The sequence below is a fragment of the Sphingomonas sp. ID1715 genome (genome assembly GCF_013044515.1).
Lineage (GTDB): Bacteria > Pseudomonadota > Alphaproteobacteria > Sphingomonadales > Sphingomonadaceae > Sphingomonas_B.
The window spans coordinates 20,288-45,655 of sequence record NZ_JABEPR010000004.1; the positions used below are offsets into that span (position 1 = coordinate 20,288).

The following is a 25,368-nucleotide window of genomic DNA, read 5'->3' on the forward strand; positions in this document are numbered from 1 at the left end:
CCTCGATACGCCGTCTCGGCAAGCTCGTCGGCTACTCGGGACGAACGGAGTTGGGGATTGGACCTGCCGCTCCCGTGACAAGCGCCTTCAGGTGACTATATGGGCGGCGGGGGCTGATCGGCTTCCCGCCGCTTGTGGCATTTCAGGACTGACAGACTCTCATGGCATCTCGCGCCGACGCAATGGCCTCCAACCTCAACCTGTCGAAGTTCGGGCAGGCGACCGAGCTGAAAAAGCGGCTGTGGTTCACGATCGGCGTGCTGATCGTCTTCCGCATGCTGAGCTTCATCCCGCTGCCGGGCATCGACCCGACCATTCTTCAAAGCCTGGCCAATCAAACACGCGGCGGCGTGCTCGATTTCTTCAATACCTTCTCGGGCGGTTCGCTGACCCGCATGTCGATCATCGCGCTGGGCGTGATGCCATACATCACCGCCTCGATCGTCGTGCAGCTGGCGACGACGCTCAGCCCCGCGCTCGGCGCGATCAAGAAGGAAGGGGAGAGCGGGCGCAAGCGGCTCAACCAATACACCCGCTACGGCACCGTCGCGCTGACCGCGATCCAGGGCTATTTCATCGCCGTCGGGCTTGAGAGCTTCGGTGGGAGCGGGGGACAGTCCGCCGTCGTCGATCCGGGCATGTTGTTCCGCATCACCGCCGTCATCTCGCTGATCGGGGGCACCATGTTCCTGATGTGGCTAGGCGAGCAGATCACCAGCCGCGGCGTCGGTAATGGCGTCTCGCTGATCATCATGGCCGGTATCGTCGCGCAGTTGCCGACGACGCTCGTCAACCTGTTCGAAGGCGGTCGCACGGGCAGCCTGTCGCCGTTCCTGATCCTGACGATCGTGATCGTCGCGCTCGGCCTGATCGGCTTCATCTGCTTCATGGAACGCGCTCAGCGTCGCGTGCTGATCCAGTATCCGAAGCGGCAGACGCAGCGCGGCATGATGCAAGCGGACCGCAGCCACCTGCCGCTGAAGATCAACACGTCGGGCGTGATCCCGCCGATCTTCGCGTCGTCGCTGCTGCTGATGCCGCTGACGATCACCCAGTTCGCGGGTCAGCGGACGGCGGGCGAGAGCCAGTGGGGCGATTTCATCATCGGCCTCAACCAATATCTGCAGCACGGCACGCCGCTCTACATGGCGCTCTATGGTGCCGGCATCATCTTCTTCGCCTTCTTCTACACGGCGGTGGTGTTCAATCCGGAAGAGACTGCCGACAATCTGAAGCGCTATGGCGGCTTCATCCCCGGCATCCGGCCAGGCAAGAACACGGCCGACTATCTCGACTACGTGCTGACCCGCATCACCGTGATCGGCGCGGCCTATCTGACGATCATCTGCCTGTTGCCGGAATATCTGGTGTCGGCGGCGGGCATTCCCTTCTATCTGGGAGGCACCAGCCTGCTGATCGTCGTCAACGTGACCATGGACACGGTGACGCAGATCCAGAGCCACTTGCTCGCGCACCAATATGGCGACCTGATAAAGAAGGCGAAGCTGAAGGGACGTGCCCGCTAGACGGCGCGACAAGGGGAGACTGGCCTGCCCATGAACATCATCCTGTTGGGGCCTCCGGGCGCGGGCAAGGGGACCCAGGCCACGCGCCTGGTCGCCGAGCGCGGCATGGTGCAGCTTTCCACCGGCGACATGCTGCGCGCGGCGCGCAAATCCGGCACGCCGGTCGGCAACCGCGTCGCGGCGGTGATGGACGCGGGCGAGCTGGTGTCGGACGAAATCGTGTCCGACCTGATCGGCGAGGCGCTCGACCTGATGGGCCCGAACCAGGGCGCGATCTTCGACGGCTATCCTCGCACTGCGGCGCAGGCGGAGTCGCTCGACGCGATCCTTGCCGCCCGCGGCCGCTCGCTCGATCATGTCATCGAGTTGGAAGTGGACGAGGATGCGCTGGTCGACCGGATCACCGGCCGCTTCACCTGCGCCCAGTGCGGCACCGGCTATCACGACCGCTTCAAGCAGCCGAAGGTCGCAGACACCTGCGACGTCTGTGGCGCGCATGAGTTCAAGCGCCGGCCGGACGACAATGCCGAGACGGTGCGCACCCGCATGGCCGAATATCGCGCCAAGACGGCGCCGATCCTGCCGATCTACGAAGCCCGCGGGCTGGTCAGCCGCGTCGACGGCATGGCCGATATGGACAGCGTCTCCGCCCAGATCGAAGCTATTCTGGACCGCTAGAACGGGAACCAGATTGGGATGGTGAGCGAGCCGACCAGCCAGGTCAGCAGGTTGAGCGGCAGCCCGAACCGCACGAAGTCCAGATAGCGATATTGACCCATCCGGTAGACGATGGTGTTCGTCTGATAGCCGAACGGAGTTGCGAAGGCCGCGCTGCCCGCCATCATCGTGGCAACGATGAAGGGGGTTGAACTCACCCCGATCGTTTCCGCTAGCGCCATCGCGACGGGCGTCAACAGCACTGCAACGGTGGCGTTGGACAAGATCTCAGTCAGGATCAGCGTCGCGCCGTAGAAGATGACGAGAGCCCAAAAGGGCGACAGGGGCAGAAGGAGTTGCGAGAGCGCGCGCGTCGCCGTCTCGGCGAGGCCCGTCTGCTCGAGCGCTAGGCCGATGATGACCATGCCCGCGATTAGCAGCAGCACGTCCGGTCTCAAGCCGGCATAGGCTTCGTCCGGCTCGATCACCCCAGTCGCGATCAGCACCACCGCGCCGGCGAAAGCGGTCGCGGCGATCGGCGCCACCCCTGCCGCTGCCAGGCCGACCGCAGCGATGAAAGTCGCGAGGGAGAACGCCGCTCGCCAGGGGTGCAACGGACGCTCCGGCGCGAAAATGTCGGCCCGACCGACATTCGCTGTGTCGGCCAGGGTGGCAGCCGGCCGAGGCTCGGTCGCCTCTGCGTCGCGGCCAAGGTGGTTGCTGAACAAGAGCAGGTAGATTGCTCCCGCCGCGGCAATCGCCAGCCCGACCGGCGCGATCTCGAAAATGCCGAAGCCGGGATGGCCGGCAGCGCGCGCCATGTCATTGACCAGCAGGTTGGTCGAGGTGCCGATCAGGGTGCAGCAGCCGCCCAGGACCGTGATGTAGGATAGCGGCATAAGGTAGCGCTTCGGCGGCTCTCCAATGCCGCGCGCGACGTCGCTCACCACCGGTGCGGCGAGGATCACGATCGGCGAGTTGTTGAGAAACGCGGACGCTCCGCCGCACGTCAGCACCACGATCCACATCCCCAGCCGGCCCAAGGCCCTGCCCAGCCGCACGCCCCCGCGAGCGACGAGGTCGAGCAGCCCGGAACGTTCCATCGCGTAGGAAATCACGAAGAGCGAGGCGAGGGCGATGATCGCGGGACTCGCGAACGCCGACTGGACCTCGCGCGGCTTGATGGCGCCCGTCATCAGCAACACGGCCGCGCCGAGCAGCGCGACAACCTCCGGCCGTCCCTTGTCCACGATCAGCGCAATGACGACACCGGCAAGCACCGCCAAGGTGATCGCCTGGGCTAAAGTGATCGTCAGCATGCCTGTGTTCGCGGCCGCCCTCGTCTCATGATAGGTGAACTGCCATCACGGCCATTTGGTCCGTTGCAGGGAGGGAGCAAGAGGATGCGCGTCATTATGATGCTGGGGGCAGTGGCGAGCGCGCCGGCAATGGCGGAGGTGAAGACGGCCTCGCCGACAGGGTTCGAAATCGCGAATGCCGCCCGCATTTCGGTGCCGCCGGAGCAAGTCTATGCGATGCTAGGCCAGCCGGCGCGCTGGTGGAACAAGGCGCACAGCTATTCGGGCGACTCTGCCAACTTCACCCAGGAGCTTCGCGCCGGCGGCTGCTTTTGCGAGGCGCTCCCGGCGGACCGCGGCTCGATCGAACATGGACGCGTCGTCTTTGCGCAGCCGGGCAAGGCGTTGCGCCTTTATGCCGCGCTCGGGCCGCTTCAGCAGGAGGCGGTCACCGCCGTGCTCACCTGGAGCCTCAAGCCGGTCGCTGGCGGCACCGAAGTGACCCAGAGCTATGTCGTCAACGGCTCTGTGCGGGGCGGAGCCGATAAGCTGGCGCCGATCGTCGATCGCGTGCTGGCCGAACAACTGCGCGGACTGCAAGCCGCCTTGGCCAAGCCATGAACTATGCTAACCCTCGGGGATAACGGCCTCGAATCAGAGAAGGCCACGGGTCATCGCAACACCGATCCGCACCAATGGGGGCATGAATGGCAGTTTCCGATCACGTCGACCTTCCTCGCTTCATCGAGGGAGTGAAGAAGCGCAACCCTGGGCAGCCGGAATTCGTCCAGGCGGTCCAGGAGGTCGCGGAGGATATTTTCGACTTCATTCAGGACAAGGAAGATTACCACAAATGGCAGATCCTCCGGCGCATCGCCGAGCCGGATCGCGTGGTTTCGTTCCGGGTCGTTTGGGAAGACGACAACAACAATATTCGCGTGCAGCGCGGCTGGCGTGTCCAGAACAACAATGCGATCGGCCCCTATAAGGGCGGCATCCGCTTCCACCCATCGGTGACGGAGGGGACGCTCAAGTTCCTTGCCTTCGAACAGACCTTCAAGAACGCCCTGACCGGCCTGCCGATGGGCGGCGGCAAGGGCGGGTCGAACTTCAATCCGAAGGGCAAGAGCGACGCCGAAGTGATGCGCTTCTGCCAGAGCTTCATGACGGAGCTATACCGCCACATCGGCGCGGACGTGGACGTGCCTGCCGGCGATATCGGCGTCGGCGCGCGCGAGATCGGCTATATGTTCGGCCAGTATAAGCGGATCACGAACGAGTTCACCGGCGTGCTGACCGGCAAGGGTCTGGAATATGGCGGCTCGCTGATCCGCACCGAGGCGACCGGCTATGGCGCCACCTATTTCCTCCTCAATATGCTCAAGACCAAGGGCCAGGACTTGGTCGGCAAGGTCGCGGTGATCTCGGGCTCCGGCAATGTCGCGACCCACGCCGCAGAGAAGGTGACGCAACTCGGGGGCAAGGTCGTGACCCTGTCCGACTCCGAAGGCTTCATCCACGATCCGGCCGGGCTCGATCAGGAAAAGATCAACTGGGTCAAGCATCTGAAGAATGTGAAGCGCGGCCGCATCAAGGAATATGTCGACCAGTTCGCCGGCTCGACCTTCACCGCAGGCAAGACGCCCTGGGGTGTGCCGTGCGACGTGGCGCTTCCGTGCGCGACGCAGAATGAGCTGCTCGGCGAGGATGCGAAGACGCTGATCGCCAATGGCTGCATCGCGGTGTCGGAAGGCGCCAACATGCCGACGAACCTCGACGGCGTGCACCTGTTCAAGGAAGCGAAGATCCTGTTTGCGCCCGGCAAGGCGGCCAATGCCGGCGGCGTCGCCGTCTCGGGGCTCGAGATGAGCCAGAACTCGGCGCGCATCTCCTGGAAGGAAGAGCAGCTGCAGCAGTTGCTCGTCGACATCATGGACGGCATCCACTCGCGCTGCGTGGAATATGGCCAGCAGGGCGGCGGCTATTGCGACTATGTGAAGGGCGCCAACATCGCCGGCTTCAAGAAGGTCGCCGACGCGATGCTGGCCTACGGCGTCGTTTGATGCGGTGAGCGGCGGGGCGGGAACGCCTCGCCGCATCCGCTGGTTGAGCGCTCCAGCCGCGAGGAGTGCGACATGGCGGAAAAGACGTTCAAGGCGGGCGACAAGGTCGAGTGGGACAGCTCGGGCGGCCATTCGGTCGGGAAGGTCGTGAAGAAGCTGACTTCTGAAACCCGGATCAAGGGCCACAAGGTCGCGGCGTCGAAGGACAATCCCGAATATCTGGTTCGGTCCGACAAGTCGGGCAAGGAAGCCGCGCACAAGCCCGAAGCGTTGAAGAAGGCCAAATAGCGGCTTCGGGTCGGATCGGGCGTTGACAGCCGGCGAGCCGCTCCCTAGATCGCTGCTCTTCCGACACACCGCTCGTTCCGGCGGCGCACTTGCGCGCTCGCCGGTCTTGCTCGTTTCGGGACTTTTGAAGCGCTGAGATGGGCCGGTCGCCAGCCGGCCTGTGGAGCAGGAGAAGACGTTACATGGCACGTATCGCGGGGGTGAACATCCCCACCAACAAGCGCGTCGAGATCGCGCTGACCTATATCCACGGCATCGGCCCGACCACGGCCAAGAAGCTGACCGAACAGCTCGGCATCGCGTCCGAGCGTCGCGTGCAGGACCTGAGCGATCAGGAAGTGCTGCAGATCCGCGAAGCGATCGACGCGGGCCTGACGGTTGAGGGTGACCTTCGCCGCCAGACGGCGATGAACATCAAGCGCCTGATGGACCTGGCCTGCTATCGTGGCCTGCGCCACCGCAAGGGCCTGCCGGTCCGCGGCCAGCGCACCCACACCAACGCCCGCACCCGCAAGGGCAAGGCGAAGCCGATCGCCGGCAAGAAGAAGTAATCCCTCGACGCGCCGCCTGAACGGCGGCGGCTCGGGACTAAAAGCTTCTCAGGACAAAGGTCAGACAGAAAATGGCACGTGAACCGCAGCGTATTCGCCGTCGCGAACGCAAGAACATCACCGCCGGCGTCGCCCATGTGAACGCCAGCTTCAACAACACCATGATCACCATCACCGACGCGCAGGGCAATGCGATCAGCTGGTCTTCGGCCGGCATGATGGGCTTCAAGGGCAGCCGCAAGTCGACGCCCTATGCCGCCCAGGTCGCCGCCGAGGACGCGGGCCGCAAGGCCGCCGAGCACGGCGTCCGCACGCTCGAAGTCGAGGTGAAGGGTCCGGGTTCGGGCCGCGAATCGGCGCTCCGTGCGCTGCAGGCGGTCGGCTTCCAGATCACGTCGATTCGCGACGTGACCCCGATCCCGCACAATGGCGTGCGTCCGTCCAAGCGCCGCCGCGTCTGATCTTTTTCGCGCGGACGGAACTCGCCCGGCCGCGCAGCTTTTCTCGGCGGGAGCGTGCACACTCCCGCCCTACCCCGAGGGGAACACAGTGGCTGTCAACGCAAAGAACTGGCAGGAACTCAAGAAGCCGACCGCTCTCGAGCGCAAGGCTGGCGGCGATAGCCGCCGCAAGGGCACCTTCGTCGCCGAACCGCTGGAGCGTGGCTTCGGCCTGACGCTCGGCAACGCGCTGCGTCGCGTGCTGCTGTCGTCGCTGCAGGGCGCGGCGGTGACCTCGATCAAGATCGAGAACGTCCTTCACGAATTCTCGTCGCTCGCAGGTGTTCGCGAGGACGTGACCGACATCGTGCTGAACGTGAAGCAGATCGCGCTGCGTATGCAGGGCGAGGGCGCGAAGCGGCTGCAGCTGTCGGCGACCGGCCCGGCGGAAGTGACCGCGGGCATGATCAACGTGTCCGGCGATATCGAGGTGATGAACCCCGATCTGGTCATCTGCCACCTAGACGAAGGCGCGACGCTCAACATGGAGCTGACCGCCGAGGCCGGTAAGGGCTATGTGCCCGCCGCCAACAACCGTCCGGCCGACGCGCCGATCGGCCTGATCCCGGTCGATGCGCTTTACTCGCCGGTGCGCCAGGTCGCCTACAAGGTGGAAAACACCCGCGTTGGGCAGGAGCTCGATTACGACAAGCTGACGATCACCGTCGAAACCGACGGCACCGTCTCGCCGGACGATGCGCTCGCCTATGCGGCGCGCATCCTGCAGGATCAGCTGCAGCTGTTCGTCCATTTCGACGACGGCATGGCGGTCTCGGCTCCGGTCGGCGGCGCGGTGCATGGCGGCGCGCTGTCGCCGGTCGAGGCCGAAACCGACTCCAACCAGCTCAACCGCTACCTGCTCAAGAAGGTGGACGAGCTGGAGCTGTCGGTGCGTAGCGCCAACTGCCTCAAGAACGACAACATCATCTATATCGGCGATCTCGTGCAGAAGACCGAGGCGGAGATGCTCCGCACGCCGAACTTCGGCCGCAAGAGTCTCAACGAGATCAAGGAAGTGCTGTCCTCGATGGGCCTTCGCCTGGGCATGGAAATCCCCGGCTGGCCGCCCGAGAATATCGAGGAAATGGCGAAGAAGCTGGAGCAGGACATTATGGGTTGAGCCGCGCACGGCACTAAGCAAGCTTAGTGCCGAGACGTGGCTCGCCCCGCCGGCGGCAAGGCCGACCGACGACGCGGGGTTCAATCCCGCGTTCCTCCGGCAGACACAAAGAAAAGGCCGCCCGATCGGGCGGCCTTTTTGTTTTCGCTGAGCGAGTTCCTCAGGCGGCGAGTTCGAGCTCCCGCTCGACTGAGTCGTTCACCGCTTCCACCTTCGGAGCAGCCTTCGGGGCTTGGATAGTGGGGTGCTGCCTGCGCGCGACCGGGAAGAAGTAGCGGCTTGCAAAGACCAGCACGCCGAGGGCCGCATAGGTACCGATCACCAGCATCGGGTTCCACATCACTGCCACGCCGAAAACGATGCGGAGGATGTTGGGGCTGAAGCCCAGATCGGTGCCCAATGCCTCGCACACGCCGAAGAAGGTATCGTCGCGGCTGAGAAGGTTGGCGGTCTGCATGTCTTCACTCCTGTCGGTCTGCGTCGCGGCCCGGCCGCGCTCTCCAACGGCTTTGCACGCGGCGTGCCAAGTCGGAGATCGACGGAAATGCGAGGGGCTTAGACGAAACGCGCCCTAGATAGGTGCGCAATCATTACCAACAAGTGGCGAAAAGCGCCGTGATCTGGCTCAGCGGTCCTCGACCAAGCGCGTATAGAGCTCCGGCCGCCGATCGCGGAAGAAGCCGAAGGCGGCGCGATGCCGCTTCACCCGCTCCAGATCGAGCGTGGCGGTCAGGACGCCTGTCTCGCCTGCGCCGAACTCGGCAAGCATGTCGCCGCGTTCGTCGCAGATGAAGCTGTGACCATAGAAACGCTGGCCGTCCTCGGTGCCGATCCGGTTGGCCGCCACCACCGGCACGACGTTCGACACCGCATGGCCGATCATCGCACGGCGCCACAGCCGGCTGGTGTCGAGATCGGGGTCATGTGGCTCGGAGCCGATGGCCGTGGGATAGAAGAGGATCTCCGCACCCATCAGCATCATCGCGCGGGCGGCTTCCGGATACCATTGGTCCCAGCATACGCCGACGCCCAAGGTCGCCCCCGGCGTCTTCCAGGTCTTGAATCCGGTATTGCCGGGCCGAAAGTAGAATTTCTCCTCATAGCCCGGCCCATCGGGGATGTGGCTCTTGCGGTAGAGGCCCATGATCCCGCCCGTGTCGTCGATCATCGCGAGGCTGTTATAGTGATGCGGGCCTTCGCATTCGAAAAAGCTGGTAGGGATATAGACGCCCAGTTCCGCCGCGAGCTTCCGCATGGCGAGCACGGACGGATGCTCCTCCGTCGGCCGCGCGTTGGAGAAGAGCCCTTCATCCTCGACCCGGCAGAAATAGGGACCTTCGAACAACTCGGGCGGCAGGATGACCTTGGCACCCTTGGCGGCCGCCTCGCGCACCAGCTCCGACACATGCGCGATGTTCTCGGTCTCGGGGCCGGGCAGGGCGAGTTGCAGGGCGGCGACGGTGATCTCGGTCATCTGGATTCCGGTGGCTGGAGCGCGGGCACTTGCTGGCTGATGCAGTGGAAGCTGCCGCCGCCGGTCAAGATATGATCGGCGCGGTGGCCGACAACCCTGCGCGTGGGGAAGAGCGCCTGAATGGCGGCGACTGCTGCCGTGTCGTTGGCCGCGCCATAGAGCGGCACCACGACGGTCGCATTGCCGATGTAGAGGTTCATGTAGGAAGCAGGGATGATCTCTCCGCCGCGCTCGACGCGTCCGGGAGAGGGCAAGGTGACGACATCCAGCCCGAAAGCCCGCGCTCGCGCCTGCGCGTCGCGATAGACGGCGGCGTTGGGGTCGTCGTCGCGCGCCGGTTCAGGGATGGCGATCCGACCCGGACCCACGAAGCGCGCGAGATTGTCGACATGGCCATCGGTATGGTCGTTGAGCAGGCCGTCACCGAGCCAGAGGACGCGGTCCAGCCCCAGATCGCCGCGCAGACGCGCCTCGATCTCAGCTCTGCCCAGGTCGGGATTGCGGTTCGGGTTGAGCAGGCATTGCTCGGTGGTGACGGCGAGGCCCGTGCCGTCGACGTCGATCGCGCCGCCTTCCAGCACATAATGGCAGCTGCGGCTGTCTAAGCCAGCACCCTGCGCCAGCCGGGCGGCGAGATCGTCATCGCCTTCCAGCCGGTACTTGCCGCCCCAGCCGTTGAAGATGAACGAGCGGGCCTCGCGTTGCGCACCATCCGACACGATGATCGGGCCGGTATCGCGCAGCCAGATGTCGCCGAACCTGGCGATGAGGATGTCGATGCCCGAGGCAGAGAGGCGCGTGGCCTCCGCGGCGGCCGTGGCATCGGAGGCGACCAGCACCACCTTTTCTCCCGAACCTTCGGCATGGACCGCATTGGCGAACGCCGCGACTTCCGCTTGGGCGGGGGCCAGATCGTCCTCCCAGAGCGACCCGTCGCTGGGAAAGCCGATCCACACGCTTTCGTGCGGAACCCATTCGGCGGGTTGGCGAGGGACGTTCATCATCCGCGCGATTCGCCGTTTAGCATTGTTTTTGCTCCGAAATGACGTGCCGGCCTTGCAAACCCGCGAAGAAGGCGCTGCTATAGAAATCGAATGCCCGGGGGGAAAGAATGAAGCTGCACACCGTTTTCGGGCTCGCTGCCACTGCGAGCCTGTCCTCTATTGCCGCAGCCCAGGCGGTGCCGCCGGAAAAGGCGTTCGGCGCGCGCGAGTCGGTGGTGAGCGCGAGTCTCTCACCCGACGGCAAGACCATGGCTTTCCTCGCCCCGACCGCAGGCAAAGGCAATGCGCTCTTCACCGTCCCGGTCGACGGCAGCGCGGCGCCGAAGCGATCGATGGTGGCCAGCGGCGACCCGGAACTGATCTCGAGCTGCGGCTGGGTGGCGAATGATCGGCTGCTCTGCACGATCGTGGCGCCACGGGAGTCGTCGGGATTCCTGCTGAACGCCTCCCGTCTCGTCGCGATCGATGCCGGCGGCACCAACTTCAAAATGCTGAGCGAGCGCAACACGGACAATGCGCTCTACTTCAACCGTTATGGCGGCGGCATCGTCGATTGGCTGCCAGGTCAGGACGGCGCGTTCCTGATGAGCAAGTGGATCGTGCCCGAGGTGACCACCGGCACCAACATCAAGAAGCGCGGCGAGGGCTTCGCCGTCGAGCGGATCGACACCCGGAGCGGCCAGGGCAGGTCGGTCGTCCGCCCGATCCTGAACGCCAGCGAGTTCATCAGCGATGGTTCGGGCGAAGTGCGGATCGCCGGCATCAGCCAATATACCGGGGATTTCAGCGCCACGGGCGTCGTCCGGTACATGTATCGACCGAAGGGGAGTACGGACTGGAAGGACCTGTCGAGCTACAACAACCTGACCTACACGGGATTCAACCCCTACGCGGTGGATCCGTCGGAGGACGTGGTTTACGGGCTCGAAAAGCAGAATGGCCGCTTCACGCTCGTCAAGCGCAAGCTCGACGGTAGCGATGTTGCAACAACGGTGTTCACGCACCCAGAGGTCGATGTTGACGGGCCTCTCCGGCTCGGTCGGAAGCAGCGGATCATCGGCGTCAGCTATGCCACGGATCGCCGTCACGCCGAATATTTCGACCCCACGCTAGAGAAGCTCGCCACCTCGCTCGCCAAGGCACTCCCGGGCTCGCCAATCATCAGCTTCGAGGGGGCGAGCGACGACGAGCAGAGGCTGCTGATCTGGGCTGGATCGGACAATGATCCGGGCCGCTATTATCTGCTCGATCGGGCGACCAAGCAGATGCGTCCGCTGCTGCTGAGCAGGCCGGAGCTGGACGGGTATAAGCTGGCGACGGTGAAGAGTATCGAGGTTAAGGCGGCGGACGGCACCTTGGTCCCGGCCTATCTGACGCTGCCGCCCGGTTCCTCGGGCAAGGGGCTGCCCGCGATCGTGATGCCCCACGGCGGTCCGCAATCGCGTGACGAATGGGGCTTCGACTGGCTGGCGCAATATTACGCCCACAAGGGTTTCGCGGTGCTGCAGCCGAACTTTCGCGGCTCCGCCGGCTATGGCGATAGCTGGTTCAAGGAGAACGGCTTCAAGTCGTGGAAGATCGCGATCGGCGACGTCGTCGACAGTGGCCGCTGGCTGGTGTCGCAGGGGATCGCCGATCCGTCCAAACTGGCGATCCTGGGCTGGTCCTATGGCGGCTATGCCGCGCTGCAGTCGGGCGTGGTCGCGCCCGACCTCTACAAGGCGATCGTCGCAATTGCGCCCGTCACCGACCTCGACGAGTTTCGGAAACAGTTCATCGACACGACGAGCCAGAAGGTGATGCGCGATTGGGTCGGCACCGGCCCGCATCTGAAGGAAGGCTCTCCGGCGCAGAATGTGGCAGCGATCAAGGCGCCCGTCATGCTCTTTCACGGCGAGGTCGACTTCAACGTGAAGGCGCTGGAGTCCCAGATCATGGCGGATCGCCTGAAGAGCGCCGGCAAGCCCGTCACCCTGATCACCTATCCAGGCCTGACGCACTCCCTCAACACGAGCGAAGCCCGCGCCGACATGCTCGGCAAAAGCGACGCCTTCCTGCGGGCGAGCATGGGGCTGAAATGACGAACGGCGCGGGGTGATTCCGCGCCGTCGAACCTCGTTTGAGGCAAGGCTGGCGGAGCCGACGAGCGGCTCCGGCCAGCTATGCAGATGCTGGTATCAGCGCGAGTAGAACTCGACGACCAGGTTCGGCTCCATCTTCACCGGATAGGGCACTTCGTCGAGCGTGGGGACGCGGGTGAAGGTCGCCTTGGCAGTGCCGTCCATCGCCACATATTCGGGGATGTCGCGCTCGGCGAGGCTCTGCGCCTCGAGCACCAGCGCCATTTCCTGCGCCTTGTTCGACAGCGAGATCTCGTCGCCGACATAGCAGCGGCGCGAGGCGATGTTGCACTTCACGCCGTTGACGCGGACATGGCCGTGGCTGACCAGCTGGCGCGCCGCCCAGATCGTCGGCGCGAACTTGGCGCGGTAGACGATCATGTCCAGCCGCTGCTCGAGCAGGCCGATCAGGTTCTGCGACGTGTCGCCCTTCATCCGCGAGGCCTCTTCATAGGCCTTCTTGAACTGCTTCTCGGTGACGTCGCCGTAATAGCCCTTCAGCTTCTGCTTGGCACGCAGCTGCAGGCCGAAGTCCGACATCTTGCCCTTGCGGCGCTGGCCATGCTGGCCGGGACCATATTCGCGCTTGTTGACCGGGGATTTGGGGCGACCCCAGATGTTCTCGCCCATGCGGCGGTCGAGTTTGTGCTTGGCGCTATGGCGCTTCGACATGTCTTACCTTTCAATCGCTTTCAACGTTAGTCCCGGTCTCGCCTGCTTGCTTCTCGAAAGAGGAAGGGCAGGGCCGCCGCTTCACCGGGGTGCGGGGCCGATTGCGAAGGCGCGCGCCTAGACGAAGGCGCGGGGGAGGTCAAGCTTCAGCGGGTCAGAACGGGCAGACGCCGCCATCCTTGCCGCAGGCGCCGGCGCCGTCCTCGACCAGCTGGCGCGCGGTCGCGTTGCCGTCGTCGGTGCGCTTCCGCCACTGGGTTTGAGTGAGGCAGATTTTTCGGGTCGCGATCAGCGACCCGATCGGCACTTCGCGCTTGCAGATCAGCTTTTCCTTTGCGGCCTCAGGCGCAGTCGCGGGCTGGTCTGCCGCAAGAGCGGGGGCCGCAGCAAGGATCAACAGGCCGATAAGGCTGCGCATGTCTCGTCCCCCTGGCGCTCAGTTCCCGGAGGAACGGCTCGTATTGTCGTACACGAACTTGCGCGCGATCTCGTTCTGCTCCTGCTCCATCCGCGTCCACTCTTCCTTGGTCATGCAGCGCTTGCGGCTGGCAATGAGGGAGCCGACGGGCGTTTCCCGCTTGCAGATCAATTTATCCTTGTTCGCGGCTGGCTGGGCCGCCGGCGGCGTAGAGGGCTGAGCCAAGGCGGAGGCACTCACCGCGATCAACGGCAGCAGCAAAAAGTGACGCATCGAAGACCCCTGTGAAAAGCTGTGTCGTCTGAAGTTTATCAAAAATCTCCGCATTCGCAACGGACGCGGAACGCGTGCTCAGCGGCGGGACAGCGCCGACAGCACGCCGCGCAATGTGCGGATTTCGAGGCTGTTCCAACCAGGCTTGGTCAGCACGCCACGGAGCGTTCGGCGGGTGGCGCCGGCGCGCTCCGGTGGCAGGAAATATCCGGTGGGCTCCAGCAACCGGTCGAGATGATCGATCAGGCCGTCAAGTTCTGCCTGCGGGGCCGGCGGCAGCGCTTCCGCGGCGGTCGGCTGCACCAGATCGGCCTGCTTCGACCATTCATAGGCGAGCAGGATCACCGCCTGCGCAAGGTTCAGCGACCCGAACTCGGGGTTGATCGGCACGGTGACGATCGAGCGGGCGAGGGCGACATCCTCCGTCTCGAGACCCGATCGCTCGGCGCCGAACAGGATCGCGCTCCGGCCAGGCGCGGCGTGGATGTCGCGGGCCGCCGCCTCGGGCGTCAGCACCGGCTTTGTCACCCCGCGCTTGCGCACGGTGGTCGCATAGACATGTGCGCAATCGGCGACCGCTTCCGCCGCGGTGGCGTACACCCGGGCTTGCTCCAGCACGACATCCGCCCCTGACGCTGCCGGCCCGGCCGACGGATTGGGCCAGCCGTCCCGCGGGGCGACGAGCCGCAGCTCGGTCAGCCCGAAGTTCAGCATCGCCCGCGCCGCCTTGCCGATATTCTCGCCGAGCTGGGGGCGGATGAGGATGATGATGGGGGGCGCGGTGCCGCCTGCTTCTATTCGCTCATCCTGAGGAGCCGCTGAGCTTGGCGAAGCGGCGTCTCGAAGCAGGGATCGGCTGGAAAGCGCTCGCACGGCCTCCCAGTCCCCACGAATGAGCGCTTCCTTCTTCGCCCGCGACCAGCCCTTCAGTTGGCGTTCGGCGGCGAAGGCTTGATCCCGCTCGGGAAACTGCTCCGACCACACAAGTTCTACCGGCCTGTATTTGCTCGTCCATCCGCCCAGGGCGCCGCTCTGATGCTGAGCGATCCGGAAGTCGAGATTGTCGGTGTGGCCGACATAATATTTGCCGTTCGAGCAGCGCAGCAGATAGGCGTAGAAATCCATTCCCATTCTCAACAGTTCGTCCTTCGAGACGGGCCTTCGCCGGGCTCAGTCCCTCCTCAGGATGAGCGGTTGGTCCAGGGAAGGCGCCCCGCCCTAGGTCGCGTCTCCGCCTCCCGCCAGCGTCCCCGCAAACTCGTGGAAGTCACGCGCCTCCGCGAACTCCTTATAGACGCTGGCGAAGCGGATATAGGCGACGCTGTCGAGGCCGCGCAGGCCGTCCATCACCAGCTCGCCGATCTGCTTGGAGGTGACTTCGCTTTCGCCGCTGGTTTCAAGCTGCCGCTGGATGCCGCTGATCAGTCGCTCGACCCGCACGGGTTCGATCGGGCGCTTGCGGCAGGCGATGGCGATCGAGCGGGCGAGTTTGTCGCGGTCGAACGGCTCGCGCCGGTCCTCGCTCTTGACGACGGTCAGTTCGCGTAGCTGGATCCGCTCGAAGGTCGTGAAACGGGCGGCGCACCCTTCGCACTGGCGGCGGCGGCGGATCGCCGCGCCATCGTCGGTGGGGCGGCTATCCTTGACCTGGCTGTCTTCGTGTCCGCAATAGGGGCAGCGCAATTCAGCCCTTTCGCTTGTGAATGCGGTAGGCGGCGATGGCGCCGCCGATCACCGCGCCGCCGATGAAGGTGACGAAGGGCAGGGGAATGCCGACGACCGCGCCGACGGCGGCCCATGTCGCGATTTCCTTCGTGTCGGGCGACATGCTGCCGTCCGGCCGCTTCTTCAGGTCCATGGCTCAGAGCTCCGGATAAATGGGAAAGCGTGTGGTCAACGCGGCGACCTCGTCGCGGACGTGCTGCTCGGCCTGTCCGTCGCCTTCGTCTCCATTGCGGGAAAGACCCTCCACGACCCTGGCGATCAGCTGCCCGATTTCGCGAAACTCCTGCGGGCCGAAACCGCGCGTGGTGCCTGCCGGAGTGCCCAGCCGGATTCCCGAGGTGACGAATGGCGAGCGCGTGTCGAACGGAACACCGTTCTTGTTGCAGGTGAGCCAGGCGCGATCCAATCCCTTTTCGGCCGCCTTGCCGGTGACACCCTTTGCCGTCAGATCGACCAGCATCAGGTGGTTGTCGGTGCCGCCCGAGACGACGCCCAGACCTGCGTCCATCAGGCTTGCCGCCAAAGCGCGGGCATTTTCGACCACCCGGTGCGCGTAGAGCTTGAACTCGGGGCGCAGCGCTTCGCGGAACGCGACCGCCTTGGCGGCGATGATGTGCATCAGCGGCCCTCCCTGCAGGCCGGGGAAGATCGCGCTGTTCAGCTTCTTCGCTAGATCCTCGTCATTGGTCAGGATGACGCCCGATCGCGGCCCGCGGAGCGACTTGTGCGTGGTGGTGGTCACGACGTGGCAATGCGGGAAAGGGCTTGGGTGGACGCCGCCCGCGACCAGGCCAGAGAAATGCGAGATGTCGGCCAGCAGCGTCGCGCCAACCTCATCAGCGATCATTCGGAATGCTGCGAAATCCCAGACGCGCGAATAGGCGGTGCCGCCACAGATGATGAGCTTGGGCCGGTGCTCGCGGGCCAAGGCGGCCACCTGATCCATGTCGATCCGGTGATCGTCCGCCCGCACACCATAGGGAATGGGTTTGAACCATTTGCCGCTCATATTGACTGGCGAGCCGTGGGTCAGGTGCCCGCCCGAGTTGAGATCAAGCCCCATGAACTTGTCGCCCGGCTCCAGCAGCGCCAGGAACACGGCCTGGTTCATCTGGCTGCCGGAATTAGGCTGGACGTTGGCAAATGCGCAGCCGAACAGCTTCTTCGCGCGCTCGATGGCCAAGCTCTCGACCACATCGGCGTATTCGCAGCCGCCATAATAACGCTTGCCCGGATAGCCCTCGGCATATTTGTTAGTGAAGACGCTGCCCGCGGCCTCCAGCACGGCGCGGCTGGCGATATTCTCGCTCGCGATCAGCTCGATCTTGTCCTGCTGCCGCTTCAACTCATTGGCGATCGCCTCGGCGACCTCCGGATCGGCGTCGGCGATACTATCGCGCCAGAAACGATGCATCGGCTCACTTGCGACGATTGGGTTGGTGCTCATGCGGGCTCCGTGACGGAGAGCTTCTCGACCCGGGCCTGATGGCGGCCGCCGAGGAACTCGGTGGAAAGGAAGGTCTCGATACAGGCGCGCGCCATCTCCGGTCCGATCAGGCGGGCGCCCAGCGCAATCACGTTCGCGTCATTGTGTTCGCGGGAGAGGCGCGCCGAGAGCGGCTCGGAAACGAGCGCGCAGCGACAGGCGCGGCTGCGATTGACTGCGATGGAGATGCCGACCCCCGATCCGCAGAGAGCAATGCCGCGATCGGCCTCTCCCCGCTCGATCGCACGCGCCAGACGAGCGCCATAATCGGGATAGTCGACCGAGGCCCCGCTGTGCGTGCCGAGATCGCTCACGTCGTGACCGCCCTCGCGCAGCCACGCGGCCAGCGCGATCTTCAGATCGTAGGCGGCATGATCCGAGGCGATGGCGATGCGCGTCATGGAAGCTCCGGGAATCGGACGGCCGCTCTTTAGTCGGCGCGCACGGAAATTGCCACGGACGCGAACAGCGGCAAAAGGCATGTCATGATCACCGCCGCACCCGAACTTCGCACCGACCGTCTGCGGCTGCGGCCCCACCGCCGCGACGATGCCGACCAGTTGCTCGCCATGTGGCAGGATCCGGTGGTGGTGCGGCACTTCGGGGGCCAACCCGTGGCGGCCGAGGACAGCTGGAACCGCCTGCTGCGTTATGTCGGGCATTGGGTGGTGAACGGCTATGGCCTGTGGGCGGTCGAGGAGCGCGAAAGTGGCCATTTCGTCGGCGATGTCGGCCTGTTCGAGGGCCGGCGCGGACTCGGCGACCGCTTCGATACCGCACCGGAGGCAGGCTGGGTGCTGCTCCCGGCCGGCCATGGCAAGGGCTATGCGCGCGAGGCGGTGAAGGCTGCCCTGGCCTGGGGTGAATCGCAGCATGACTGGTTGCGAACAGTGTGCATGATCGATCCCGACAATGCGCCGTCCCTCCGTACCGCGGATGCGCTCGGTTACCAGGTATTCGACCGGCAGCCTTATCGCGGCAGGGAGTTGCTGCTGCTGGAGCGGCGCCGAGACTGGCACTTGGAGGGCCGTTAACCAGATTCGCGAACGCTTCCGACAGGCTCTCACCGGCAGAGTGGCGGCCAGGCCGCGCCCTTGCGGCTCTGTCCGGGGAACAGACATGAGGATCGTCACCAAGGCCGTTGCCGCCGCTGTCGCCGCCGCACTCTGCGCCGGCTCCGCCACCGCCGCCTGCTGGACGGACGCCGCCTATGCCGCGGCGCAGGTCCGCGAACTCGACACCATGCTGATGGTGCAGGCGCTGCGCTGCCGGAAGACCAATGCCAATTTCGTCGAGGGCTATAACCGCTTCGTGGTCGCGAGCCGCCCAGCGCTGTTGAAGGCCAATGCCACGCTGAAGGGGCATTTCGCCGAGGAGTTCGGCGAGCGCGGGGCGCTCAACGCCTACGACAATTACATGACCACGGTCGCCAACCGCTATGGCGCAGGCACCGTCGACATGGATTGCGAGGATGCGGCCGCGCTGGTCGAGATGGCGGCCGCCGCGAAGGGCAATGCGGCGTCGCTGCAGGAAGTCGCGGAGATCGCCCAGATGACGCCGAACCTGCAGGGCCGCCGTTGCCTTGGCGGCGGGTCGCCGCTGACGATCGCATCCCGTCGCTGAACAGCATATAAAGATATCCTTATATTTGCATTTGGCGCGCTGTGGCTCTATAGCCGCCTGCATCACCGGCCGTCCGCACGTCGCGGACGGCCGCTTTTGTTGAGTCGGAGAAAGCTGTCGTGGCCACCATTGCCGATACCAAAGATTTCGTCGTTGCCGATCTGAGCCTCGCCCCCTGGGGCCGCAAGGAGATCGAGATCGCCGAGACCGAGATGCCGGGTCTGATGGCGCTGCGCGAGGAATATGGGGCCGAACAGCCGCTCAAGGGCGCGCGCATCACCGGCTCGCTGCACATGACGATCCAGACCGCGGTGCTGATCGAAACGCTGACCGCGCTCGGTGCGCAGGTCCGCTGGGCCAGCTGCAACATTTTTTCGACGCAGGACCATGCCGCGGCCGCGATTGCGCAGACCGGGGTGCCGGTCTTCGCCGTCAAGGGCGAGACGCTCGAGGAATATTGGCAGTATGTCGAGCGCATCTTCGACTGGGGCCAGGACCAGACCTGTAACATGATCCTGGACGATGGCGGCGACGCCACCATGTTCGCGCTGTGGGGCGCGCGGGTCGAAGCGGGCGAAGATCTGTTCACGCCGACCAACGAGGAAGAGGAGATCTTCGTCGCGACGCTGAAACGCTTCCTCGCCGAGCGTCCGGGCTACCTCACCAAGACGGTCCAGGCGATCAAGGGCGTGTCGGAAGAGACCACGACCGGCGTTCACCGCCTCTACGAGCTCGCCAAGAAGGGCAAACTTCCCTTCCCGGCGATCAACGTCAACGACAGCGTCACCAAGTCGAAGTTCGACAATCTCTATGGCTGCAAGGAATCGCTCGTCGATGCGATCCGCCGCGCGACCGACGTCATGCTGGCCGGCAAGGTCGCCTGCGTCGCCGGCTTCGGCGATGTGGGCAAGGGCTCGGCACAGTCGCTGCGCAATGGCGGCGCGCGCGTGCTGGTGACCGAAGTCGACCCGATCTGCGCGCTGCAGGCGGCGATGGAAGGCTTCGAGGTCGTGACGATGGAAGAGGCGACCAAGCGCGCCGACATCTTCGTGACAGCGACCGGCAATGCCGACGTGATCACGCTCGATCACATGCGCGACATGAAGAACATGGCGATTGTCTGCAACATCGGCCACTTCGACAGCGAGATTCAGATCGGCGCGCTGGCCAACATGAAGTGGACCGAGATCAAGCCGCAGGTCGACGAAGTCGAGTTCCCGGACGGCAAGAAGATCATCGTCCTGTCGAAGGGGCGACTGGTGAACCTCGGCAACGCGACCGGCCACCCTTCCTTCGTGATGAGCTCCAGCTTCACAAACCAGACCATCGCCCAGATCGAGCTGTGGAAGAACCACGCCAACTACAAGAACGAAGTCTATGTGCTGCCGAAGCACTTGGATGAGAAGGTGGCGATGCTCCACCTCGAAAAGCTGGGCGTGAAGCTCACCAAGCTGACCAAGAAGCAGGCTGACTATATCGGCGTGTCGACCGAAGGCCCGTTCAAGCCGGACCATTACCGCTACTGACATCCTCCGTTCGTATCGAGCGAAGTCGAGATACGCTTCTCGACTTCGCTCGAAGCGAACGGTGCTCAGGCGGCTTCCATCACTTCGCTATCTACATCCACGAACGGTAGCAGGTCGCCAAGGAAGGCGAGCGGGTCGCGCAGCCGCGGGTCCTGCATCGCTGCCAGGAAGTCGGCATGATCGGGGTGCGTGGGCAGGAAGACGGCCTTGTCCGCATATTGGCGATCGGTGAAGGTGCCCCAATTGGTGATCCGGGCGAAATAGACGCAGGTGGCTCCGACCTCGTGGCCGAGATCGACCGCGGCGCCCATCTCGCGGAAATTCTCTGCCTGAACGACGAAGACCAGGTCGAATTTGTCGATCAGACCGGCTTTGGTAAGCTCGCCCGCGAACTTCATGTTCTCCAGGACGACCGGCCATTTCGCGCCGCGCCGCAGCAGCTCGTGGGTCTGCCCGGTCGCGGCGTCGACGCTGATCTTCAGCACCGCGGTGCGGCCGTGCAGCGTTGGGAAGTTTGCCCATTGCGCCGGCGTGAACAGCATGCCGTTGGTCATCACCTGAAAGCGAAGATCAGGATATTCTTCCGGCGTGAGCTGCTCGAGCAGGCGCCTGAAATTCTTGCTGGCAAACGGATCGCCGGAGCCCGTGACCATCACGCGCTTGGCGTTCTTCAGCATCGGCAGGATCGCGCGTTCCTGCATGCGATCGAAAATGGCACGCTCCGCATCCGTCGCCGCGAAGCGCTCGGTCCGGCAGCTCGGGCAGGACAGGTTGCAGGTCCGGTCGTAAGCGAGATTAACGATTTCCGGACCCTGCGGAACTGCGGTGCGGCCTTCCGCCACGACGTCAGCCCATTCGGGCGCCTGGGCGAGGTCGGTTTCAGGCGTCCAATGGCTCGCCTGGATGCGCGGGCAGGCGATCTTGTTGCAATAGCGATAGCTGCCGTCGAACATGCTCGCCCGGATCGCCTGCGCCGTCGGGCTGTTCCACACGTCCTGCCATTCGTTGCGTGACAGGTCGCCGGCGGAGGTCTGCAGCCAGCTGGCGCAGCATTGGTGGGTCGAGCGCTCGAGCACGTCCAACTGCTGGAAGGGCGTGGCGCAGATCCGGCCCTGCAGCTGGAACTTGGGATTGTCGGGGTCGAGGCGGCCCTGAAGATAGAAGATAGCGCCCTGCACGAGCGGGGACTGGCTGTATTCGACCGCCAGCGGCTGCAGCCGGTCGAGCATCAGCTCCGTCTCGCCGAGGTGCGCGCCGCAAATGCCGAGCAGCACCAGTAGCGACGTGCGCACCGGCTTGGCCCGTTCGATTGCTAGCCGCGATTGCAGCTCTGCGACCAGCCCGTCCACCCCATCGAGGAACTGCGGGAGGACCGCCCAGATCTCAGGATGATCGAGCCCGTCCGACAGCACGCTCAGCAGGATGTCGACGGCTTCGCCGGCGCCGAGCGGAGGAGCCTCCTGGCTGTCGGCGAACTGCTGGCTATCGGCTTGCTGCACTCTGCGTCTCCTGGTCGAATGCAGCGTGGGGTAGGCGAAGAAGGTAAACAGCACGTTGACCATCCGTCGATCGCCCCCGCTTGTGGGGCAAGCCCGTTCGCTTCTAGAGCGTGCACACGATAGATTCTCCGAGGATGCTCCAATGAACAAGATCGCGCTGCTGGCAGGCTTGCTGGCGACCACCGCGGCTGTCGCGCAGGCGCCAACGCCTCCACAACCGGTCGAGAACACGCAGGTGCCGGAGAACGAGATCCTCAATCCAGAACAGAGGACCAATCCGCAGACGCCCGCCAGAGCGAACGCGCCCGCGTCAACGCCGGCCAAAGCCGACAAATGGGACGTGAATGCGCCGCCGGGCATGACGCTGCGGCAGGTGCCGATCAACGTCGATCAGGGCAGCTGGATGAATGTCGACGTGTCGCCGGACGGCCGAACCATCGCGTTCGATCTGCTGGGCGACATCTACACCATGCCGATCACGGGCGGCACGCCGACGCGGATCGCGGACGGCCTTGCCTTCGAGCACCAGCCGCGCTTCTCGCCCGATGGCCGCCGCATCGCCTTCGTGTCCGACCGTGCGGGCGGCGACAACATCTGGATCATGAATGTCGACGGATCCGACAAGCGGCAGGTGACGAAGGAGGATTTTCGCCTTCTGAACCAGCCGAGCTGGAGCCCGGACGGGCGTTTCATCGTCGCCAAAAAGCATTTCACCACCGGCCGTTCGCTCGGCACCGGCGAAGTCTGGCTCTACCATGTCTCGGGCGGCGGCGGCGTGCCGCTCGTCAAGCGGGCGAACGAGCAGCACCAGAAGGAGCTGGGCGAGCCGATCTTCGCGCCGGACGGCAAGCACGTCTATTTCACGCGCAACGTCACGGCGGGGCCGATCTTCGAATATGCCCAGAACTCGAATGACGACCTGTTCCACATCGAGCGCTATGACCTCGAAACCGGCGAGGTGGCGACGACGGCGCAGGGGGCCGGCGGATCGGTGCGGCCGACACCTTCGCCCGACGGCAAGAAGATCGCCTTCGTCCGCCGCGAACGCGCCAAGTCGAAGCTCTATGTGAAGGACCTTGCGTCGGGCGAGGAGCGCAAGATCTACGACGCGCTGGACCAGGACGTGCAGGAAACCTGGGCGGTCACCGGCGTCTATCCCAACATGGCTTGGACGCCCGACGGGCGTTCGGTCGTGTTCTGGGCCGCGGGCAAGATCCGGCGGGTGAACGCCGATGGATCGGGCGCCTCCGAAATCCCGTTCCGGGTCAACGACACGCGCGTGGTCGTCGATGCCACCCACCCGAAGGTCGAAGTCGCGCCCGATCGCTTCACGACCAAGATCCCGCGCTGGGCGGCCGTGTCGCCGGATGGCCGGCAAGTGGTGTTCGAGACGCTCGGCAAGCTCTGGATCAAGCCGATGGCCGGCGGTGCCGCGCGTCGGCTGACCAGCAGCAAGGGCGACAATTTCGAGCGCTATCCGGCTTGGTCGCGGGACGGGCGCACGATCGTGTTCGTCGACTGGACCGATCAGGGGCTCGGGCGGCTGCGCACGGTAGGCGCGGGCGGCGGCACGCCGCGAGACGTGACCGCACAGCCGGGTCATTACTCCCACCCAGCCTTTTCGCCCGACGGCAAGACGATCGTGTTCGAACGCGAAGCCGGCGGTTACCTGACCTCCGACCGCTGGTCAGAGGACCCCGGCGTCTATCGCGTCGCCACCGCCGGCGGCACGCCCGTGCGCGTGGCGAAGGACGGTGCGATGCCCCAGTTCGGCGCCTCCAACGACCGCGTGTTCATGGCCATGTCCGCACAAGGCAAGCGCCAGCTGGTTTCAACGAACCTCGATGGCGACGCCAAGCGGGTTCATGCGACCGGCGAACTCGTCAACGAGTTCGACGTGTCGCCGGATGGCCGCTTCGTCGCGTTCCGCCAAAACTATCAGGCCTTCGTCATGCCGCTGTTGCCGGGCACCCAGGACGTGTCCGCCGACCCCAAGGGCGGGCCGATGCCGGTGACGCGGGTCAGCTCCGAAGGCGCGGATTTCCTGAATTGGTCCGACGGCGGCCGCAAGCTCCATTGGAGCCTCGGACCGACGGTTTACACCGCCAGCAGCGATGCGTTCTTCGCTTCGGCTCCGGCAGGTGAGAATGCGCCCAAGTTTCAGCCTCCAAAGTCCGGCGTATCGCTGGCGATGGAAGTCGCCGCGGACAAGCCGACCGGCACCGTCGCGCTCACCGGCGCACGCATCGTCACCATGGCAAATGCCGATGGCGGCATCGTCGACGACGGTGTGATCGTTATCCGCGGCGATAGGATCGTGGCGGTCGGGCCGCGGGCTTCCGTGCAGGTGCCCGCGGGTGCAAAGACCGTGGATCTTGCCGGCAAGACGATCATTCCCGGACTGGTCGATGCGCATGCTCATGGGCCGCAGGGCGTCGATGGAACGACGCCGCAACAGAATTGGTCCGACATCGTCAATCTGGCGATGGGCGCCACCACGATCCACGATCCGTCCTCGCGCTCGTCGGAGATTTTTCCGGCTGCCGAGATGCAGCGGGCGGGCAAAATCCTCGCGCCCCGCATCTTTTCGACCGGCGAGATCATCTACGGCGCCAAGGCGGCGGGCATGTATGCCGAGATCAACAGCTTCGACGATGCGCTCGCTCATGTTCGCCGGCTGAAGGCGCAGGGCGCGATGAGCGTGAAGAACTATAATCAGCCACGGCGAGAGCAGCGGCAGATGGTGGTGGCCGCGGCCCAACGTGAAGGCATGGAAGTGGTGCCCGAGGGCGGATCGCTCTTCACACAGGACGTGACGCTGATCCAGGACGGCAATTCGACCGTCGAGCACAATGTGCCGTTGCTCACCTTCTATGACGATCTGATTCAGCTCTGGAGTCAGTCCAAGACCAACTATACGCCAACGCTGGTCGTCACCTATGGTGGGCCTGCCGGCGACCCCTATTGGCGGTCGCATACCGACGTGTTCAGGCATCCGATCCTGACCCGGCATATTCCGCCCGGCACGCTCGCGGCCGACAATTCCCGCCGCCAGATCGCGCCGGAGGAGGATTATGTCGACGACGACAGCGCCCGGGAGTCGCGCAAGCTGGCCGACAAGGGCGTGCTGGTCTCGATCGGCGCGCATGGTCAACAGGCCGGCCTTGGGCCGCATTGGGAAATGTGGTCGTTCGTCCGTGGCGGCTGGTCGCCGATCGAGGCGCTCAAGGCCGGCACCATCTACCCCGCGCGCTCGCTCGGCTATGAGCGGGATGTCGGTTCGCTCGAGGCCGGCAAGCTCGCCGACCTGGTCGTGCTCGATGCCGATCCGACGCAGGACATCCGCAACACGGAGAAGATCAGCCGCGTGATGCTCGGCGGGCGCCTCTATGATCCGCTGACGATGAACGAAGTGGCGACCGGCACCCGCACGCGCGCGGCCTATTGGTGGGAAGGCGCCAATGGCAGCCGTTCGGCTGGTGCGCCGAGCGTCAGCTACGGGCATGCGCGCGACTAGTGCGTTGCTGGGGAGCGGCTGAGCCGGC

Annotated in this window: 26 protein-coding genes; 13 read left to right on the forward strand and 13 right to left on the reverse strand. The window is 64.9% G+C overall.

Translation table 11 applies throughout. The features are described 5' to 3' along the window. The first annotated feature begins 161 nt into the window (after positions 1 to 161). Entirely contained in the window at positions 162 to 1,526 is a 1,365-nt protein-coding gene (gene secY / locus HJG53_RS11730; RefSeq protein WP_171130807.1) for a preprotein translocase subunit SecY, read from the forward strand. Positions 1,527 to 1,556: 30 nt separating this feature from the next. After that, positions 1,557 to 2,204, forward strand: coding sequence for an adenylate kinase (locus tag HJG53_RS11735; RefSeq protein ID WP_171130810.1), 648 nt, complete (start codon positions 1,557 to 1,559; stop codon positions 2,202 to 2,204). Here HJG53_RS11735 and HJG53_RS11740 read toward each other — a convergent pair. Further along, positions 2,201 to 3,493, reverse strand: a complete 1,293-nt coding sequence (locus HJG53_RS11740; RefSeq protein ID WP_171131191.1) for an SLC13 family permease — start codon at positions 3,491 to 3,493, stop codon at positions 2,201 to 2,203. The two genes, HJG53_RS11735 and HJG53_RS11740, sit on opposite strands and share 4 nt — an antisense overlap. A gap of 93 nt (positions 3,494 to 3,586) precedes the next feature. Between HJG53_RS11740 and HJG53_RS11745 the strand changes: the two genes are divergently transcribed. From HJG53_RS11745 to HJG53_RS11770, 6 genes are all read left to right on the forward strand, one after another. Continuing rightward, positions 3,587 to 4,102: an SRPBCC family protein gene (locus HJG53_RS11745; protein WP_171130811.1), complete on the forward strand. Its 516-nt coding sequence runs from the start codon at positions 3,587 to 3,589 to the stop codon at positions 4,100 to 4,102. A gap of 86 nt (positions 4,103 to 4,188) precedes the next feature. Next, the gene (gene gdhA, locus HJG53_RS11750) at positions 4,189 to 5,544 is read left to right on the forward strand and encodes an NADP-specific glutamate dehydrogenase (RefSeq protein WP_171130813.1); all 1,356 of its coding nucleotides are present in this window, start codon (positions 4,189 to 4,191) and stop codon (positions 5,542 to 5,544) included. A 72-nt stretch (positions 5,545 to 5,616) separates the two neighbouring features. Beyond that, positions 5,617 to 5,832, forward strand: a complete 216-nt coding sequence (locus HJG53_RS11755) for a DUF2945 domain-containing protein (RefSeq protein WP_171130815.1) — start codon at positions 5,617 to 5,619, stop codon at positions 5,830 to 5,832. A gap of 182 nt (positions 5,833 to 6,014) precedes the next feature. Beyond that, the gene (gene rpsM, locus HJG53_RS11760) at positions 6,015 to 6,383 is read left to right on the forward strand and encodes a 30S ribosomal protein S13 (protein ID WP_171130817.1); all 369 of its coding nucleotides are present in this window, start codon (positions 6,015 to 6,017) and stop codon (positions 6,381 to 6,383) included. A gap of 71 nt (positions 6,384 to 6,454) precedes the next feature. Beyond that, positions 6,455 to 6,844, forward strand: coding sequence for a 30S ribosomal protein S11 (gene rpsK, locus HJG53_RS11765; protein WP_010545745.1), 390 nt, complete (start codon positions 6,455 to 6,457; stop codon positions 6,842 to 6,844). A gap of 88 nt (positions 6,845 to 6,932) precedes the next feature. Next, complete coding sequence (locus HJG53_RS11770; protein WP_171130819.1) at positions 6,933 to 8,003, forward strand: DNA-directed RNA polymerase subunit alpha; 1,071 nt, start codon at positions 6,933 to 6,935, stop codon at positions 8,001 to 8,003. Positions 8,004 to 8,163: 160 nt separating this feature from the next. Here the strand turns inward: HJG53_RS11770 and HJG53_RS11775 are convergent, their stop codons facing one another. The 3 genes from HJG53_RS11775 to HJG53_RS11785 form a co-directional block, all read right to left on the reverse strand. Next, positions 8,164 to 8,460 (reverse strand): PspC domain-containing protein, encoded by a 297-nt coding sequence (locus HJG53_RS11775; protein ID WP_171130821.1) that lies wholly within the window; start codon positions 8,458 to 8,460, stop codon positions 8,164 to 8,166. A gap of 168 nt (positions 8,461 to 8,628) precedes the next feature. Continuing rightward, positions 8,629 to 9,477 carry an N-carbamoylputrescine amidase gene (gene aguB, locus HJG53_RS11780; RefSeq protein ID WP_171130823.1) on the reverse strand — a complete coding sequence of 283 codons (849 nt, stop codon included), beginning with the start codon at positions 9,475 to 9,477 and terminating at the stop codon, positions 8,629 to 8,631. After that, the gene (locus HJG53_RS11785; protein ID WP_171131193.1) at positions 9,474 to 10,478 is read right to left on the reverse strand and encodes an agmatine deiminase family protein; all 1,005 of its coding nucleotides are present in this window, start codon (positions 10,476 to 10,478) and stop codon (positions 9,474 to 9,476) included. Before HJG53_RS11785 ends, aguB begins: the two co-directional genes overlap by 4 nt. 110 nt (positions 10,479 to 10,588) lie before the next feature. Between HJG53_RS11785 and HJG53_RS11790 the strand changes: the two genes are divergently transcribed. Then, on the forward strand, positions 10,589 to 12,562 hold the full coding sequence (locus HJG53_RS11790) for a S9 family peptidase (RefSeq protein ID WP_171130825.1): 1,974 nt from the start codon (positions 10,589 to 10,591) through the stop codon (positions 12,560 to 12,562). Positions 12,563 to 12,658: 96 nt separating this feature from the next. On the opposite strand, the gene rpsD is transcribed toward HJG53_RS11790, so the two are convergent. The 8 genes from rpsD to rpiB form a co-directional block, all read right to left on the reverse strand. After that, positions 12,659 to 13,273: a 30S ribosomal protein S4 gene (gene rpsD, locus HJG53_RS11795; protein WP_171130827.1), complete on the reverse strand. Its 615-nt coding sequence runs from the start codon at positions 13,271 to 13,273 to the stop codon at positions 12,659 to 12,661. Between the two features lie 154 nt (positions 13,274 to 13,427). Beyond that, positions 13,428 to 13,691, reverse strand: a complete 264-nt coding sequence (locus HJG53_RS11800; RefSeq protein WP_171130829.1) for a hypothetical protein — start codon at positions 13,689 to 13,691, stop codon at positions 13,428 to 13,430. A gap of 18 nt (positions 13,692 to 13,709) precedes the next feature. Beyond that, the gene (locus HJG53_RS11805; RefSeq protein ID WP_171130831.1) at positions 13,710 to 13,964 is read right to left on the reverse strand and encodes a hypothetical protein; all 255 of its coding nucleotides are present in this window, start codon (positions 13,962 to 13,964) and stop codon (positions 13,710 to 13,712) included. A gap of 78 nt (positions 13,965 to 14,042) precedes the next feature. Then, positions 14,043 to 15,089, reverse strand: coding sequence for a TrmH family RNA methyltransferase (locus HJG53_RS11810; protein WP_171131195.1), 1,047 nt, complete (start codon positions 15,087 to 15,089; stop codon positions 14,043 to 14,045). Positions 15,090 to 15,182: 93 nt separating this feature from the next. Beyond that, positions 15,183 to 15,647 (reverse strand): transcriptional regulator NrdR, encoded by a 465-nt coding sequence (gene nrdR, locus HJG53_RS11815; RefSeq protein WP_171130832.1) that lies wholly within the window; start codon positions 15,645 to 15,647, stop codon positions 15,183 to 15,185. A 1-nt stretch (position 15,648) separates the two neighbouring features. Next, positions 15,649 to 15,822 (reverse strand): hypothetical protein, encoded by a 174-nt coding sequence (locus tag HJG53_RS11820; protein WP_171130834.1) that lies wholly within the window; start codon positions 15,820 to 15,822, stop codon positions 15,649 to 15,651. A 3-nt stretch (positions 15,823 to 15,825) separates the two neighbouring features. Beyond that, a complete protein-coding gene (gene glyA, locus HJG53_RS11825; protein ID WP_171130836.1) occupies positions 15,826 to 17,136 on the reverse strand; it encodes a serine hydroxymethyltransferase in 1,311 nt (436 codons plus the stop codon). Continuing rightward, on the reverse strand, positions 17,133 to 17,576 hold the full coding sequence (gene rpiB, locus HJG53_RS11830; RefSeq protein ID WP_171130838.1) for a ribose 5-phosphate isomerase B: 444 nt from the start codon (positions 17,574 to 17,576) through the stop codon (positions 17,133 to 17,135). The genes glyA and rpiB overlap by 4 nt, the downstream gene beginning before the upstream one ends. Before the next feature lie 84 nt (positions 17,577 to 17,660). Here rpiB and HJG53_RS11835 point away from each other — a divergent pair, with 84 nt between their 5' ends. The 3 genes from HJG53_RS11835 (at position 17,661) to ahcY (ending at position 20,324) form a co-directional block, all read left to right on the forward strand. After that, positions 17,661 to 18,209, forward strand: coding sequence for a GNAT family N-acetyltransferase (locus tag HJG53_RS11835; RefSeq protein WP_171130840.1), 549 nt, complete (start codon positions 17,661 to 17,663; stop codon positions 18,207 to 18,209). An 85-nt stretch (positions 18,210 to 18,294) separates the two neighbouring features. Next, complete coding sequence (locus tag HJG53_RS11840; protein WP_171130842.1) at positions 18,295 to 18,798, forward strand: hypothetical protein; 504 nt, start codon at positions 18,295 to 18,297, stop codon at positions 18,796 to 18,798. Between the two features lie 119 nt (positions 18,799 to 18,917). Next, positions 18,918 to 20,324, forward strand: a complete 1,407-nt coding sequence (ahcY, locus tag HJG53_RS11845; RefSeq protein ID WP_171130844.1) for an adenosylhomocysteinase — start codon at positions 18,918 to 18,920, stop codon at positions 20,322 to 20,324. Between the two features lie 65 nt (positions 20,325 to 20,389). Here ahcY and HJG53_RS19150 read toward each other — a convergent pair whose 3' ends face one another. Further along, the gene (locus HJG53_RS19150) at positions 20,390 to 21,823 is read right to left on the reverse strand and encodes a radical SAM/SPASM domain-containing protein (protein ID WP_171130846.1); all 1,434 of its coding nucleotides are present in this window, start codon (positions 21,821 to 21,823) and stop codon (positions 20,390 to 20,392) included. A gap of 358 nt (positions 21,824 to 22,181) precedes the next feature. Between HJG53_RS19150 and HJG53_RS11855 the strand changes: the two genes are divergently transcribed. Further along, positions 22,182 to 25,340 (forward strand): amidohydrolase family protein, encoded by a 3,159-nt coding sequence (locus HJG53_RS11855; RefSeq protein WP_254447742.1) that lies wholly within the window; start codon positions 22,182 to 22,184, stop codon positions 25,338 to 25,340. The last annotated feature ends 28 nt before the right edge of the window (positions 25,341 to 25,368 follow it).

Excerpts from the sequence above, each read along its gene's own strand:
- rpiB (WP_171130838.1), bottom strand. The coding sequence starts at position 17,576 with ATGACGCGCATCGCCATCGCCTCGGATCATGCCGCCTACGATCTGAAG.
- aguB (WP_171130823.1), bottom strand. The coding sequence starts at position 9,477 with ATGACCGAGATCACCGTCGCCGCCCTGCAACTCGCCCTGCCCGGCCCC.
- HJG53_RS11855 (WP_254447742.1), top strand. The coding sequence starts at position 22,182 with ATGACGCTGCGGCAGGTGCCGATCAACGTCGATCAGGGCAGCTGGATG.
- HJG53_RS11805 (WP_171130831.1), bottom strand. The coding sequence starts at position 13,964 with ATGCGTCACTTTTTGCTGCTGCCGTTGATCGCGGTGAGTGCCTCCGCC.
- HJG53_RS11840 (WP_171130842.1), top strand. The coding sequence starts at position 18,295 with ATGAGGATCGTCACCAAGGCCGTTGCCGCCGCTGTCGCCGCCGCACTC.
- HJG53_RS11835 (WP_171130840.1), top strand. The coding sequence starts at position 17,661 with ATGATCACCGCCGCACCCGAACTTCGCACCGACCGTCTGCGGCTGCGG.
- HJG53_RS11800 (WP_171130829.1), bottom strand. The coding sequence starts at position 13,691 with ATGCGCAGCCTTATCGGCCTGTTGATCCTTGCTGCGGCCCCCGCTCTT.
- rpsM (WP_171130817.1), top strand. The coding sequence starts at position 6,015 with ATGGCACGTATCGCGGGGGTGAACATCCCCACCAACAAGCGCGTCGAG.
- HJG53_RS11775 (WP_171130821.1), bottom strand. The coding sequence starts at position 8,460 with ATGCAGACCGCCAACCTTCTCAGCCGCGACGATACCTTCTTCGGCGTG.
- HJG53_RS11745 (WP_171130811.1), top strand. The coding sequence starts at position 3,587 with ATGCGCGTCATTATGATGCTGGGGGCAGTGGCGAGCGCGCCGGCAATG.
- HJG53_RS11810 (WP_171131195.1), bottom strand. The coding sequence starts at position 15,089 with ATGGATTTCTACGCCTATCTGCTGCGCTGCTCGAACGGCAAATATTAT.
- HJG53_RS11755 (WP_171130815.1), top strand. The coding sequence starts at position 5,617 with ATGGCGGAAAAGACGTTCAAGGCGGGCGACAAGGTCGAGTGGGACAGC.
- HJG53_RS11790 (WP_171130825.1), top strand. The coding sequence starts at position 10,589 with ATGAAGCTGCACACCGTTTTCGGGCTCGCTGCCACTGCGAGCCTGTCC.
- secY (WP_171130807.1), top strand. The coding sequence starts at position 162 with ATGGCATCTCGCGCCGACGCAATGGCCTCCAACCTCAACCTGTCGAAG.
- rpsD (WP_171130827.1), bottom strand. The coding sequence starts at position 13,273 with ATGTCGAAGCGCCATAGCGCCAAGCACAAACTCGACCGCCGCATGGGC.
- HJG53_RS11820 (WP_171130834.1), bottom strand. The coding sequence starts at position 15,822 with ATGGACCTGAAGAAGCGGCCGGACGGCAGCATGTCGCCCGACACGAAG.
- glyA (WP_171130836.1), bottom strand. The coding sequence starts at position 17,136 with ATGAGCACCAACCCAATCGTCGCAAGTGAGCCGATGCATCGTTTCTGG.
- rpsK (WP_010545745.1), top strand. The coding sequence starts at position 6,455 with ATGGCACGTGAACCGCAGCGTATTCGCCGTCGCGAACGCAAGAACATC.
- HJG53_RS11785 (WP_171131193.1), bottom strand. The coding sequence starts at position 10,478 with ATGAACGTCCCTCGCCAACCCGCCGAATGGGTTCCGCACGAAAGCGTG.
- gdhA (WP_171130813.1), top strand. The coding sequence starts at position 4,189 with ATGGCAGTTTCCGATCACGTCGACCTTCCTCGCTTCATCGAGGGAGTG.
- HJG53_RS11735 (WP_171130810.1), top strand. The coding sequence starts at position 1,557 with ATGAACATCATCCTGTTGGGGCCTCCGGGCGCGGGCAAGGGGACCCAG.